Annotated in this window: 12 protein-coding genes and 1 tRNA gene; 9 read left to right on the forward strand and 4 right to left on the reverse strand. The window is 68.1% G+C overall.

From position 1 onward, the window contains the following. Window positions 1-138: 138 nt before the first annotated feature. On the reverse strand, window positions 139-333 hold the full coding sequence (locus LG334_RS05555; RefSeq protein WP_404384104.1) for a DUF3553 domain-containing protein: 195 nt from the start codon (window positions 331-333) through the stop codon (window positions 139-141). 122 nt (window positions 334-455) lie between these two features. Here LG334_RS05555 and LG334_RS05560 point away from each other — a divergent pair, with 122 nt between their 5' ends. The 5 genes from LG334_RS05560 to LG334_RS05580 all read left to right on the forward strand — a co-directional run bounded on the left by LG334_RS05560 (window position 456) and on the right by LG334_RS05580 (window position 6917). Next, the gene (locus tag LG334_RS05560; RefSeq protein WP_404384106.1) at window positions 456-1097 is read left to right on the forward strand and encodes a histidine phosphotransferase family protein; all 642 of its coding nucleotides are present in this window, start codon (window positions 456-458) and stop codon (window positions 1095-1097) included. A gap of 191 nt (window positions 1098-1288) precedes the next feature. Beyond that, entirely contained in the window at window positions 1289-4225 is a 2937-nt protein-coding gene (locus LG334_RS05565) for a chemotaxis protein CheW (RefSeq protein WP_404384108.1), read from the forward strand. A gap of 241 nt (window positions 4226-4466) precedes the next feature. After that, entirely contained in the window at window positions 4467-4835 is a 369-nt protein-coding gene (locus LG334_RS05570; RefSeq protein ID WP_009539540.1) for a PleD family two-component system response regulator, read from the forward strand. Between the two features lie 110 nt (window positions 4836-4945). After that, window positions 4946-6064: a chemotaxis response regulator protein-glutamate methylesterase gene (locus LG334_RS05575; protein ID WP_404386305.1), complete on the forward strand. Its 1119-nt coding sequence runs from the start codon at window positions 4946-4948 to the stop codon at window positions 6062-6064. 1 nt (window position 6065) lies between these two features. Next, on the forward strand, window positions 6066-6917 hold the full coding sequence (locus LG334_RS05580) for a CheR family methyltransferase (RefSeq protein ID WP_404384111.1): 852 nt from the start codon (window positions 6066-6068) through the stop codon (window positions 6915-6917). A 452-nt stretch (window positions 6918-7369) separates the two neighbouring features. Here LG334_RS05580 and LG334_RS05585 read toward each other — a convergent pair whose 3' ends face one another. Both LG334_RS05585 and ctrA read right to left on the reverse strand, forming a co-directional pair. Then, window positions 7370-7864: a fasciclin domain-containing protein gene (locus LG334_RS05585; RefSeq protein WP_404384113.1), complete on the reverse strand. Its 495-nt coding sequence runs from the start codon at window positions 7862-7864 to the stop codon at window positions 7370-7372. 169 nt (window positions 7865-8033) lie between these two features. After that, window positions 8034-8765: a response regulator transcription factor CtrA gene (gene ctrA, locus LG334_RS05590; RefSeq protein ID WP_404384115.1), complete on the reverse strand. Its 732-nt coding sequence runs from the start codon at window positions 8763-8765 to the stop codon at window positions 8034-8036. A gap of 226 nt (window positions 8766-8991) precedes the next feature. Between ctrA and fliI the strand changes: the two genes are divergently transcribed. The 4 genes from fliI to LG334_RS05610 all read left to right on the forward strand — a co-directional run bounded on the left by fliI (window position 8992) and on the right by LG334_RS05610 (window position 12900). Then, entirely contained in the window at window positions 8992-10431 is a 1440-nt protein-coding gene (gene fliI / locus LG334_RS05595) for a flagellar protein export ATPase FliI (protein ID WP_404384117.1), read from the forward strand. A 19-nt stretch (window positions 10432-10450) separates the two neighbouring features. Then, window positions 10451-10909 carry a flagellar FliJ family protein gene (locus LG334_RS05600; protein WP_404384119.1) on the forward strand — a complete coding sequence of 153 codons (459 nt, stop codon included), beginning with the start codon at window positions 10451-10453 and terminating at the stop codon, window positions 10907-10909. Between the two features lie 95 nt (window positions 10910-11004). Continuing rightward, the gene (locus tag LG334_RS05605; RefSeq protein ID WP_404384121.1) at window positions 11005-11487 is read left to right on the forward strand and encodes a TspO/MBR family protein; all 483 of its coding nucleotides are present in this window, start codon (window positions 11005-11007) and stop codon (window positions 11485-11487) included. 60 nt (window positions 11488-11547) lie between these two features. Further along, window positions 11548-12900, forward strand: a complete 1353-nt coding sequence (locus LG334_RS05610; RefSeq protein WP_404384123.1) for a dihydrolipoyl dehydrogenase family protein — start codon at window positions 11548-11550, stop codon at window positions 12898-12900. 24 nt (window positions 12901-12924) lie between these two features. Here LG334_RS05610 and LG334_RS05615 read toward each other — a convergent pair. Then, window positions 12925-13000: transfer RNA gene (locus tag LG334_RS05615), tRNA-Ile, on the reverse strand. Window positions 13001-13099: the final 99 nt, after the last annotated feature.

The following is a 13099-nucleotide window of genomic DNA, read 5'->3' on the forward strand; positions in this document are numbered from 1 at the left end:
GGCCGTTCGATGCTGGGCCGCGCAGTATAGCCACCCTTGCGCGCAAAGCGAAAGGGCCGCTCCCGGACGGCATTCGGTGCGAAAACCGGCCGGGCGGGATACGATGGGCGCGGGTCCGGCGCGCGAGACGGGCGCCGGTCAGTGGTGGGGCAGGGTGGTGTCGTCCTCGGTCACCTGTTCAAGGTTCACCACGATGGTGTTGATGGTACGCTTGCCGGCGTTCTCGAAGTTGACGGTCACGCGCGAGCCGACGGCCGACTGCACCTGGCCGATGCCCCAGTCGGGCTGGCCGGGATGGCGCACGAAGACGCCGGGAACGAAGTCGGTGAACATGGGGGCACCTCCTGTAGCGGTCTGTCCTGCGGTTGCCGACGGGGCGGAGAAACGCTAGCGTTTCCGGGGCCTTTCGCGGCAGGTCCATAACAGGTCAACGTCAGTCCCGATATGGGGTTTCCATGAACGACCCGCATCCCGACCAGCTTGATCCTCTTCTTCTGGCCCGCCTCCTGTGTACGAGGCTGTGCCACGACATGGCCGCGCCGGTGGGCGCCGTGGCCAACGGGGCGGAGCTGATGGGCGGCGACCCCGCCATGGTCGACGCCGAAACGCTGGGCCTGCTGACCGACAGTGCGGCGGCGGCAAGCCTGCGCCTGCGCACCCTGCGGGCGGCCTTCGGACTGCGGGGTGCGCTGGAGGCCGCCGATGTTCCGCGGCTGATCCAGGGGTGGGTGGCTACCCGCACCACGGTCATGCCGCCGGCGCCCGAGGCGCTGACGCGCCTGGCGGCCGACGACCTTCAGGTGCTGCTGAATCTGGCGCTGGTCGCCCATGATGCGGCGCTGGCCCCGACGACGCTGACCGTCACGGTCGAGCCGGGCGCGACGGTCGTCATGACCGCCGAGGCCACCGGCCGCGGCGCCCGCTCCGAACAGGGCCTGGCCGAAGCCGTGGCCGGCGCCCCCGAGGGGGTGGGGCCCCGCACGGTGCAGGGCTGGCTGGTCGGCGCCCTGGCCCGCCAGCGCGGAGGGCAGGTCGCCTATGCCGAGATCGCCGGCGGCGTGCGCCTGACCGGGACTCTCCCGCTGCCAACCGGCTGATACCGGCATACCACTTCATGCGTAAAGATCGCTTCTAAGGGCGGGCGAGAAGTGGTAGCGTTCCCATCCGAAATTTGCCAGGAACGCCCTGTCTTGCAGGCTCCGGCACGGGAAGGTGGAAGGGTCGTGGGACGCCACGCGCGCTGGTGGCCCTGCGCACGGGACGCGGGCTGCCTGACGGGAGAAAGAGAATGGATGATCTGCTCAGTGAATTTTTGACGGAAACGTCGGAAAGCCTCAGCACGCTCGACGTGGAACTCGTGAACCTGGAGCAGAACCCGAACGACCGGGACATCCTCTCCAACATCTTCCGCCTGGTTCACACCATCAAGGGCACCTGCGGGTTCCTCGGCCTGCCGCGCCTGGAAAGCCTGGCGCACGCCGCGGAGAACGTGCTGGGCAAGTTCCGCGACGGCGAGCTTGAGGTCACGCCGGCGGCGGTGACGCTCATTCTCACGTCCATCGACCGCATCAAGGAAATCCTCGCGCACCTCGAGCAGACCGAGCAGGAGCCCGAGGGCACCGACGACGACCTCAAGACGCAGCTGAACGCCGCCGCCGAGGGCCGCCTGGAAGAGCATCAGGCGGGCGCCGCCGAGACCGAGCAGCCGGCGGACGACGCCGGCGCGGACGATGCCGGCGGTGCCGCCGAAGACGTCGGCGGCGGGCCTGTCCTATCGGATGCCGGCTTCCCCGTCGCCGCCGAGCTTCTGGCCGAGGTGGAGGCCGCCACGGCGTCGGGCAAGAAGGCCCGGTCCGAGTACGAGCTCGCCGCCGAGATGGCCGCCGAGATGGAAAAGGAGGCCGCCGGCAAGGAAGGCGCGGCGGCCGCGCCTCCGCCCAAGGACGAGCCCAAGGAACAGAAGGCCGAGGCCAAGCCCCCGGCTCCCGCGGCCAAGCCGCCCGCCAAGGCCGCGCAGCCGCCGGCCAAGCAGGGCGCGGGCGGTGGCGGCGGGCCCGGGCCCGAGAAGAAGGGCTCCGAGCCGTCCATCGCCAGCCAGTCCATCCGCGTGTCGGTGGAACTGCTGGAAAACCTGATGACGCTGGTGTCCGAACTGGTGCTGACCCGCAACCAGCTGCTGCAGATGGTGCGCGGCCGCGACGACAGCGAGTTCACCGCACCCCTGCAGCGCCTGTCGCACATCACGTCGGACCTGCAGGAAGGCGTGATGAAGACGCGCATGCAGCCCATCGGCAACGCATGGGCCAAGCTGCCGCGAATCGTCCGCGACCTGTCCATCGAGATGGGCAAGAAGATCGACCTCCAGATGTACGGCGCCGAGACCGAACTCGACCGCCAGGTGCTGGAGCTGATCAAGGACCCGCTGACCCACATGGTCCGCAACTCCGCCGACCACGGCCTGGAGGACACCGAGGGCCGCATCGCCGCCGGCAAGCCCGAGACGGGCGTGGTGAAGCTGAACGCCTACCACGAGGGCGGCCACATCATCATCGAGATCAGCGATGACGGCCGCGGCCTGAACATCGACAAGATCCGCGAAAAGGCCATCATGAACGGCCTGGCGACGGAAGCGGAGATGGACAACCTGACCGACCAGCAGGTGGCGCAGTTCATCTTCAAGGCGGGGCTGTCGACGGCCGAGAAGGTCACCAGTGTCTCGGGCCGCGGCGTCGGCATGGACGTGGTGCGCACCAACATCGAGCGCATCGGCGGCACGGTGGAGTTGAAGACCTGGCCCGGCAAGGGGTCGACCTTCACCATCAAGATCCCGCTGACTCTGGCCATCGTCTCGGCGCTCATCGTCGAGTGCGCGCACGAACGGTTCGCCATTCCGCAGATCAGCGTGCTGGAACTGGTGCGCGTCACCAAGAACAGCGAGACCGGCATCGAGATGATCTCGGACGCGCCGGTGCTGCGCCTGCGCGACCGCCTGCTGCCCCTGGTGTCGCTGGGCAACCTGCTCAAGCTGCGCAAGAAGACCGTGCACGAGGAGGTCGAGGACCTCATTGACACCCACGACGGGGTGCCGGCGGACAAGGCCGGCGGCAAGCACGGCAAGGGTGACACGGCCAACGCCGACGGCGACATTTCCGAGACGTTCATCGTCGTCACCCAGGTGGGCACCTACACCTTCGGCATCATCGTCGACCGCGTGTTCGATACCGAGGAAATCGTCGTCAAGCCGGTGGCGCCGATCCTGCGCCACATCAGCATGTTCTCGGGCAACACCATCCTGGGCGACGGCTCCGTCATCATGATCCTGGACCCCAACGGCATCGCCACGGCGACCGGCGAGGTCACCATGGGCACGGGCACGGCGACCGAGGCGGCCGCCCAGCACGACGCGCGCGGCGACGACCGCACCTCGCTGCTGGTGTTCCGCGCGGGCGGCAAGGACCTCAAGGCCGTGCCGCTGGCGCTGGTCGCCCGCCTGGAGGAAGTGGACTGCGCGACCGTCGAGCACTCCTACGGCAAGCCGGTGGTGCAGTATCGCGGCCAGCTCATGCCGCTGGTGACCGTGAACCAGGGCTACGAGATCCCCGAGGAGGGCCGCCAGCCGGTGCTGGTGTTCTCGGACCGCGACCGCAGCATGGGCCTGGTGGTCGACGAGATCGTCGACATCGTGGAAGACCGCCTGAAGGTGGAGCTGAAGGCTGACAAGCCGGGTGTCATCGGCACCGCCATCATCGGCGAGAAGGCCACCGACGTCATCGACACGGGCTACTACCTGACCCAGGCCTTCGGCGACTGGTTCGGCAACCCGGACGAATCCGCGCCGTCGCTGGCAAGCGGCAAGAAGCGCGTGCTGCTGGTGGACGACAGCCCGTTCTTCCGCAACCTGCTGACGCCGCTGCTGAGCGTCGCGGGCTATGACGTCACGTCGGTGGACGGACCGCAGCGGGCCCTGGAGATGCGCGAGCAGGGGCACGACTTCGATGCCATCATCAGCGACATCGAGATGCCCGGCATGGACGGCTTCGGGTTCGCCGAGGCGGTGCGGGCGGACGGCCGTTGGGCCGATCTGCCCATGGTGGCGCTGTCCAGCCATGCGACGCAGAAGGATTTCGAGCGCGGCCGCCAGGTCGGGTTCGACGACTACGTGACCAAGTTCGACCGCGACGCCCTTCTGGAAACCCTGAAGGCGACGCTGGGCAGCCGTTCGTGATCCCGGCGGGCGGGACGGTTAATCGACCGTCCCGCTCACGCCGAGGTTGCGTTTTTCACGGCCTTTTCCTTATGATGCGTCGGGCTTTGCGAGGGGAGAGGCAAGGTCGGCCGTCGATGGCGCCCAAACAGCCCTACGGGTTGACGGCGGCGGCGGTTGTGGCATTAAGTCTCCCTCGTTCGGTTTAGGTCCCAAGCCACCGCCGCGGCGGCGGAGATCATCCAGGGGTGGAAGTGCTGGCATGAAGTCTTGTCTGATCGTCGATGACTCCAAGGTCATTCGCATGGTGGCGAAGAAGATCCTCTCGGAGCTTGAGTTCGCCACGGTGGAGGCCGAGGACGGCCAGCAGGCCCTGGACGCCTGCAAGGCCGAAATGCCCGACGCCGTTCTGCTCGACTGGAACATGCCGGTCATGAACGGCATCGACTACCTGCGCGAGCTGCGCAAGCTTCCGGGCGGCGACAAGCCGGTGGTCGTCTTCTGCACGACGGAGAACGACATCGAGCATATCCAGGAAGCCATCGAGGCCGGCGCCAACGAATACATCATGAAGCCCTTCGACAGCGAAATCCTGCAGGCGAAGTTCGCCCAGGTCGGACTGCTCGACTAACGGGGCCGATCGGCCGACGCTCTTATTTTTGGGGGATTGTTGCATTGTCGTTAAGCCAGGGTGCCGGAACCGCGCGGTCCGCGAGCGCAAAGTCCGAGCCGTTCCGCGTGATGGTCGTCGACGACTCCGCCGTGGTGCGAGGCCTGGAGACGCGCATCCTGGAGAGTGACCCGGCCATCACCGTGATCGCGTCGGTCGGCAACGGCCAGGCTGCGGTGCAGGCGCTGGACCGGCACGATGTGGAAGTCATCGTGCTCGACATCGAGATGCCGGTCATGGACGGCATCACGGCGCTGCCGCTGCTGCTGAAGAAGGCGCCGAACGTCAAGATCGTCATGTCCTCGACCCTGACGCTGCGCAACGCCGAAATCAGCATGAAGGCGCTGGAGGCCGGTGCCTCGGAATACGTGACCAAGCCGTCATCCTCGCGCGAGCTGACGGGCGGCCAGGACTTCAAGGCCGAACTGGTGGCCAAGGTCAAGGCGCTGGGCGCCGCTGCGCGCAAGGCCTCGGGCGGTACGCCGCGGGTGGCCTCGCCGGCGCCGCGCGCCGCCGCCGCGCCGGCCGCCACCCCGCGATCGGCCGGTCAGCCCTCGCTGCATCAGGCCGGTGCCAACATCGTGCTGCGCGAGCCGTCGAAGGAGCGTCCAGACATCATCGCGATCGGCTCCTCCACCGGCGGTCCGCAGGCGCTGTTCAACCTGCTTGGGGGCTTGCGCAAGTGCGGCGGCGTGCAGCAGCCGATCATCATCACCCAGCACATGCCGGCCACCTTCACCACCATCCTGGCCGAGCACATCAACCGCCTGGCCGGGCTGACCGCCAAGGAGGCCGAGAACGGCGAGGTGCTGAAGCCGGGCGTCGTCTACATCGCGCCGGGCGATTACCACATGCTGGTGGAGAGCAAGGGCACGAACCGCGTGCTGACGCTCAACCAGGCGCCGCCGGAAAACTTCTGCCGTCCGTCGGTGGACCCGATGTTCCGTTCCGTGGCGAAGGTCTACGGCCGCCGGGCGCTGGCCGTGGTGCTGACCGGCATGGGCGCCGACGGGGCCAAGGGCGGCAAGATCATCGCCGACGCGGGTGGCACCGTCGTCGCGCAGGACGAGGCGACCAGCGTGGTTTGGGGCATGCCCGGCGCCACGGCGCAGGGCGGGGCGTGCAGCGCGGTGCTGCCGCTGCCCGACATCGCCCCTTACCTCCACAAGATCGCCAACAGGCGGGTGTGACATGAAGCCGGACGATTTCGACTACGTCGCCCAGATGCTCAAGACGCGGTCCGGGCTGGTCCTTACCAAGGACAAGTCCTACCTGCTGGAGAGCCGGCTCATGCCGGTCGCCCGCAAGCGCGGCTTCAAGGGGCTTGAGGAACTGGTGGCGCAGCTGCGCCGGCGCGACGAGTCGCTGGCCCAGGACGTGACCGAGGCCATGACGACCAACGAGTCGTTCTTCTTCCGCGACATGAAGCCGTTCGAGCAGTTCCGCGACGTGGTGCTGCCCAACCTGCTGAAGGCCCGCGCCAGCAAGAAAAGCTTCCGCATCTGGTGCGCGGCGGCCTCGTCGGGGCAGGAGCCGTACTCGCTGGCGATCATCCTGAAGGAAGCGGCGGCCAAGATGCCGGGCTGGCGCGTCGACATCGTCGGCACCGACATCAGCCGCGAGGTCCTGCAAAAGGCCCGCGCCGGCCTGTACTCGCAGTTCGAGGTGCAGCGCGGCCTGCCCATCCAGCTCATGGTCAAGTACTTCAAGAAGAAGGAAGACCAGTGGGAGATCGACCCCTCGCTGCGCGCCATGGTGCAGTACAAGGAGTGGAACCTGCTGTCCGACCTGAAGGCGCTGGGCACTTTCGACGTCATCTTCTGCCGCAACGTGCTGATCTACTTCGACCAGGCGACGAAGGGCAAGGTGCTGGAGAACATGTCGCGCCAGCTGACCGATGACGGCGTGCTCTATCTGGGTGGTGCCGAGACGGTGCTGGGCATCTCCGACAAGTTCAAGCCCATCCCCGGCCAGCGCGGTGTCTACGCCGTCAACAAGCCGGGCGCGCCCGCCGGGGCGCCCTCGCTGGGCACCGGCAGCTAGCGCCGGCCGGGCAGGCTGCACCGACGCCATGGCGGCGCCGTCTTCCCAGGCGGCGCCGTCGTTTCGTTCTCGGGCATGAGCATGCACCCGGCCGCACCGCCGGACGATCCGACCCCGGCGGCCGCGATCTGCTGGTGGTGGTGCCGGAGGACCGGGATCGTCAGGCTGGGCACAAAGCCCTTCGATACCGCCTTCCGGCCGGCAGCCCGTCGCGTCCGCGCCGAACCCGCCCGAACGCCTTGCCCATCTTGGGTTCGCCTGGAAGCGTCCCCAGGCGGACGCTCCTTCGGTTCGGTCGGTGAAGACCATCAAACCCTGGATTGCGGCGGCCCGTCAGGCGCGCGACGACGTCCTTGCACTGCTCGATTCCCGAAATGGAAAAGCCCGCCGCGTTTCCACGGCGGGCTTCCCTGGGTGCTGGCGGCGCTTGGATCTGATGCGCCGGTGCGGCCTTACATGCTCTTGGGCGGCATCACCACCGTGTCGATGACGTGGATGACGCCGTTGTCAGCTTCCAGGTCGGCCTGGGTGACCGTGGCGTCGCCCACCATCACGCCGCCGTCGGTGGCGGCGACCTTGAGTTCGGCGCCGTTGACGGTCTTCACCATCATCTCGCCCTCGATGTCCCCCGACATCACCTTGCCGGGAATCACGTGGTAGGTGAGGATGTCGGTCAGCTGCTGCTTGTTCTCGGGCTTGAGCAGCGTTTGCACCGTACCCTCGGGCAGTTTCTCAAACGCCTCGTTGGTCGGCGCGAAGACGGTGAACGGGCCTTCGCCCTTCAGCGTGTCGACGAGCCCGGCGGCCTTCACGGCGGCGACCAGGGTGGAAAAGGACTCATTGCCGGCGGCGGTGTCGACAATGTCGGCGGCCTTGGCGGGCAGGGCGGCGAACAGGGCGATGGGCGCCGCAATGGCGGCGGCGCGCAGGGCGGTCACGAAGGTCATGGTCCAAGCCTCTCTGTCTGGTTGACGCGGGAACTGGGGTGGCCACCCTGTATCGTCATCGCGATTGCAGAACTTACGAGGCCTTCGCGCCGCCGGATCACGCGCGGCGGCCGTTACGCCGGCGGAACCGGCGCATGTCGAAAGATCGCGTGTCGGAGTGGAGGGCGCGTCAGGCCCGCGCCGCGGCCTCGCGCGTGGCGGCGCCGCCGGGGGTGACGGCCGGGTTGACCGGCTCGCGCAGGACATAACCGCGGCCCCAGACGGTCTCGATGTAGTTGATGCCGCCGGTCGCCTGGGTCAGCTTCTTGCGCAGCTTGCAGATGAAGACGTCGATGATCTTCAGCTCGGGCTCGTCAATGCCGCCGTAGAGGTGGTTGAGAAACTGCTCCTTGGTCAGGGTCGAGCCCTTGCGCAGGGCGAGCAGTTCCAGGATGCCGTATTCCTTGCCGGTCAGGTGCAGGGGCTCGCCGTCGACGCAGACGGTGCGGGCGTCAAGGTTGACCTCCAGCCGGCCGACGCGCACCACGGCCTGGGCGTGGCCCTTGGCGCGGCGCACGATGGCCTGGCAGCGCGCCACCATCTCGCCCGTGTCGAAGGGCTTGGTCAGGTAATCGTCGGCACCCGAGCCCAGGCCCTTGATCTTCTTTTCCGGCTGGTTGAGGCCCGACAGGATCATCACCGGCGTCTCCACCCCCGCCTGGCGCAGGCGGCGGATGACCTCCAGCCCGTCCATGTCGGGCAGCATGAGGTCCAGAATAATGATGTCGTAGTCGTACAAACGGCCGATTTCCAGGCCGTCCTCGCCCAGATCCGTGGAATCCACGACCCAGTTCTCCCGCCGGAGCATCAGCTCCACCGACTTAGCCGTATGGGGATCGTCTTCGACCAGAAGAACGCGCATACTGAATCGCCTGCCTCACGTGGGGGAGCGGTATTAGCCTACGATAGAATGCCCCGCCGCCTTGTGCAACGGAGTCTTTACGCCGTGTTAAGCGAGCCGTTTCATACTGACGGCTGCATCCGCGACGCTCCGTAGGTTGGAGAGAAACGTTTCGGACTGCCTCTTTCGTTCCGCGGCGCATCGGGCTAGGGTCCGCGCGGCTGTCCGCGAACCGGGGTGATAACAGGTGACCGTCCACGTCCGCAACATCGTAAACGAGCTAGACCGCCTGCCGGATTCCCGGTCTTTCGGCCGTGTCGTCGCCGTGCAGGGACTGCTGGTGCAGGTGGGCGGCATTCAGACCAGCGTGTCGGTGGGCGACCGTGTCATCATCCATGCCCGCGACGGCCGCCGGCTGCCGTGCGAGGTGGTGGGCTTCCGCGAGGGCCGCGCCCTGCTGCTGCCGTTCGGCGGCCTGGGTGGCGTCGCGCTGGGCGCCCGGGCGGAGGTGGAGGATGCGGAACCCGCCGTCTATCCGACGCTGGAGTGGCAGGGGCGCGTCATCAATGCCATGGGCGAGGCGGTGGACGACAAGGGTCCTCTGCCGGCCGGCGAGCAGGCCTACCCCATCCGCAGCGCCCCACCCGCGGCGGCCAAGCGCCAGCGTGTCGGCGGCAAGCTGGATGTCGGCATCCGGGCCATGAACACCTTCCTGACCTGCTGCCTGGGCCAGCGCATGGGCATCTTCGCGGGCTCGGGCGTGGGCAAAAGCTCGGTCCTGTCCATGCTGGCGCGCTATTCGGGTGCCGACGTCATCGTCGTCGGCCTGATCGGCGAGCGCGGGCGCGAGGCGCGCGAGTTCATCGAGGACGACCTGGGGCCCGAGGGCATGGCCCGCTCCGTCGTCGTGGTGGCGACGTCCGATGAAGCCCCGCTCATGCGCCGCCAGGCGGCCTACATGACGCTGTCGGTGGCCGAGTACTTCCGCGACCAGGGCAAGAACGTGCTCTGCCTGATGGACAGCGTGACGCGCTTCGCCATGGCCCAGCGCGAGATCAGCCTGTCGGCGGGCGAGCCGCCGGCCTCCAAGGGCTACACGCCGACCGTCTTCGCCGAGCTGCCCAAGCTGCTGGAGCGCGCCGGACCGGGCGCGCCGGGGCAGGGCTCCATCACCGGCCTGTTCACGGTGCTGGTGGAGGGCGACGACCACAACGAGCCCATTTCGGATGCCGTGCGCGGCATCCTGGACGGCCACATCGTGCTGGAGCGCCAGATCGCCGAGCGCGGACGGTATCCCGCCATCAACATCCTGCGCTCGGTCTCACGTACCATGCCGGGCTGCAACACCGAGGAGCAGAACCAGATCGTCCAGTTGGCCCGCCGCCTTCTGTCCACCTACGAGGACATGGCGGAGCTGATCCGCCTGGGCGCCTACCGCAAGGGATCAAACCCCGAGGTGGATGAGGCCATCTTCTATTACCCGCTGCTGGAACAGTTCCTGTCGCAGAAAAAGACCGAACGGGCGACGCTGGACGACGGCTATCAGCAGCTTGTCCAGGTGCTGTCCACAGCGCCCGGCCCCGACGGAGAGCCGGTGCCGCCTCAGCAGCAGCAGCCGCAGCCGCAGCCGCAGCAGCAGGCGCCGCAGCAGAAACAGCGGCCGCAACGCCAGCAGCAGGGCCGCTGACGGATGACGGAATAGGGGCATGGCCGACAGGGGACTGCGCGGGCTCATCCGCCTGCACAAGCACCAGGTGGACGAGAAGCGCCGGGCGCTGGCCGACCTGGAGCGCACCGAGCAGGAGATTCTCGACCGCCAGCAGGCCCTGCGCGAGGAGATGGTGCGCGAGCAGGCGGCAGTGCGCGAGGACCCGGCGCTGGGTCTGACCTTCGGCGCCTACGTCCAGCGCCACAAGGAGCGGCAGGAGCGCCTGGCCCAGTCGCTGGCCAACATCCGCAAGGCCATCGAGGCCGCCCGCGACGACCTGTCGGAAGCCTTCAAGGAACTCAAGACCTACGAGATCACCCAGGCCAACCGCGACCTGCGGGAAAAGCATGAACGCGACCGCAAGGAGCAGGAGGTGCTGGACGAGATCGGCCTGACGCTCCACCGCCGGCGGGAGCAGGCGGAGGACGACGGCGGCGACGGCAGCGGCGGCATCTGACCGGCAGGCCCAGCGCCGTCCCGGTGACCCAGGCCGCCCCGCCGCGCGTACAGAGCGGGCAATCAGATCACCAACACCGACCGGGAGCCGGGTCCATGGACGGAGTTTGGAGCCTTCTTGTTTTTATCGGCGTCAATGTCGTCGCCGCCTCGTCGGGAGCCCTGTTCCCGCCGGACGACTGGTACGCGCGTCTGCGCAAACCGTCGTGGAACCCGCCCAACTGGCTGTTCGCGCCGGTGTGGTCGATCCTCTATCTGATGATCGCCGTGGCCGGGTGGCTGGTCTGGCGCGAGGCCGGCGGATGGGCCGGCGCGCAGACGGCCATGATCCTCTATGCCGTGCAACTGGTGCTCAACGCCGCATGGTCGGGCATCTTCTTCGGCATGAAGCGCATCGGCCTGGCCCTGGCGGAGGGGCTGGCGCTGTGGGCGGCGGTCGCGGCCACCATGGCCCTGTTCTTCAGCATCGACCCGCTGGCCGGCTGGCTGTTCGTCCCGTACCTTCTGTGGGTGAGCTTCGCCATGTTCCTCACCGGCACCCTGCTGCGCCTCAACCGTCGTGCCGAGGCCGCCGCCTGACCCAGGGCGCCGGTCAAAGCGTTGACGCGGCAGGAGTTCCACCAGCCAGGAGGCCGCCGCATGCCTGCCCCGGACTACGACCTCATCGTCATCGGTACAGGATCGGCGGCGCGCGGCATCGCCAAGGCCTGCGCGCAGGCCGGCTGGCGCGTCGCGGTGGTGGACCGGCGGCCCTATGGCGGTACCTGCGCCCAGCGCGGTTGCGATCCGAAAAAGGTGATGGTGGGCGTAGCCCGCGCGCTGGACGATGCGGACCGCCTCAGGGGCCACGGCGTCGACGGCGCCCTGCGCCTGGACTGGGCCGATCTGATGGCCTTCAAGCAGTCCTTCGTGGACAGCGTGCCCAAGGGCGTGGAGGACGGCTTTCGCGAGGCCGGCATCGACACCCTGCACGGGGCCGCCCGCTTCACCGGCCCCACGTCGCTGCGCATCGATGACCGCGAGGTTTCCGCCCGCCACATCGTTCTGGCGACGGGCGCGGAGCCGGCGCCGCTGCCAATCCCCGGCGCCGACCTCATGCGATCCAGCGACGATTTCCTGGACCTGGGACACCTGCCCGAGCGCGTGGCCTTCGTCGGCGGCGGCTACATCGCCGCGGAATTCGCCTGCATCGCCGCCAGGGCTGGTGCCGCGGTGACGGTGGTGCAGCGGGGGCCGCGCATGCTGAAGGGGTTCGACCCGGATCTTGTGGCAATCCTGATGGAGAAGTTCCAGGTGCTTGGCATCGATGTGCGCACCGACAGCCAGGTGACCGGCATCGAGCAGCACAAGGACGGCTTCCGCGTCACCCTGGATCATCAGGAAGAGGGGCCGTCGACGGTGGAGGCGGACCTTGTCGTCCACGCCGCCGGCCGGGTGCCGCAGGTCGCCGACCTGGACCTGGAGGCGGCGGGCGTCGCCGCCGAGAAAGGGCGGCTCACGCTCGACCGGACGCTCCGCAGCACGACCAATCCGGCCGTCTGGGCCGTGGGCGACGCAGCGCAGAAGGGCCCGCCGCTGACGCCTGTCGCCAGCCATGACGCCCGGGTGGTGGCGGCGAACCTGCTGGAGGACGCGGGCGCCGAGCCCGATTACCGCGCAGTGCCGACGGTCGCCTTCAGCCTGCCGCCGATCGCGTCGGTCGGGTTGACGGCGGCAGAGGCGAGCGCGCGGGTCAAACCCGTGCGCCAGTCCTGCGGTTACGCGGCGGAATGGTTCACCGCCCGCCACAACGCGGAAACGGCTTACGGCTACAAGGTGCTGATCGAGGAGGGGACGGAGCGGGTGCTTGGCGCCCATCTGGTCGGCCCCCACGCCGACGAGGTCATCAACGTCTTCGCGCTGGCCATTCGCCAGGGACTGACGAGGGCGGACCTCAAGGACGTCATGTTCGCCTATCCGACCACGTCGTCGGACATTCATTCCATGCTGTAGAGGGGCAGGAAAGGAAGCCGGCGCTGGTGGGCCTGGAGGGACTCGAACCCCCAACCAGACCGTTATGAGCGGTCAGCTCTAACCATTGAGCTACAGGCCCCCAGAACGCCGGACCCCGCACATAGCGCGACCGGCGCGCCCGGTCAATCCATTCGTGCAGCACCCTTACCCGTTCGCGCGGACGAAAGACGCGGAACGG

This window comes from Caenispirillum salinarum, from assembly GCF_044803115.1.
GTDB lineage: Bacteria > Pseudomonadota > Alphaproteobacteria > Rhodospirillales > Rhodospirillaceae > Caenispirillum > Caenispirillum salinarum_A.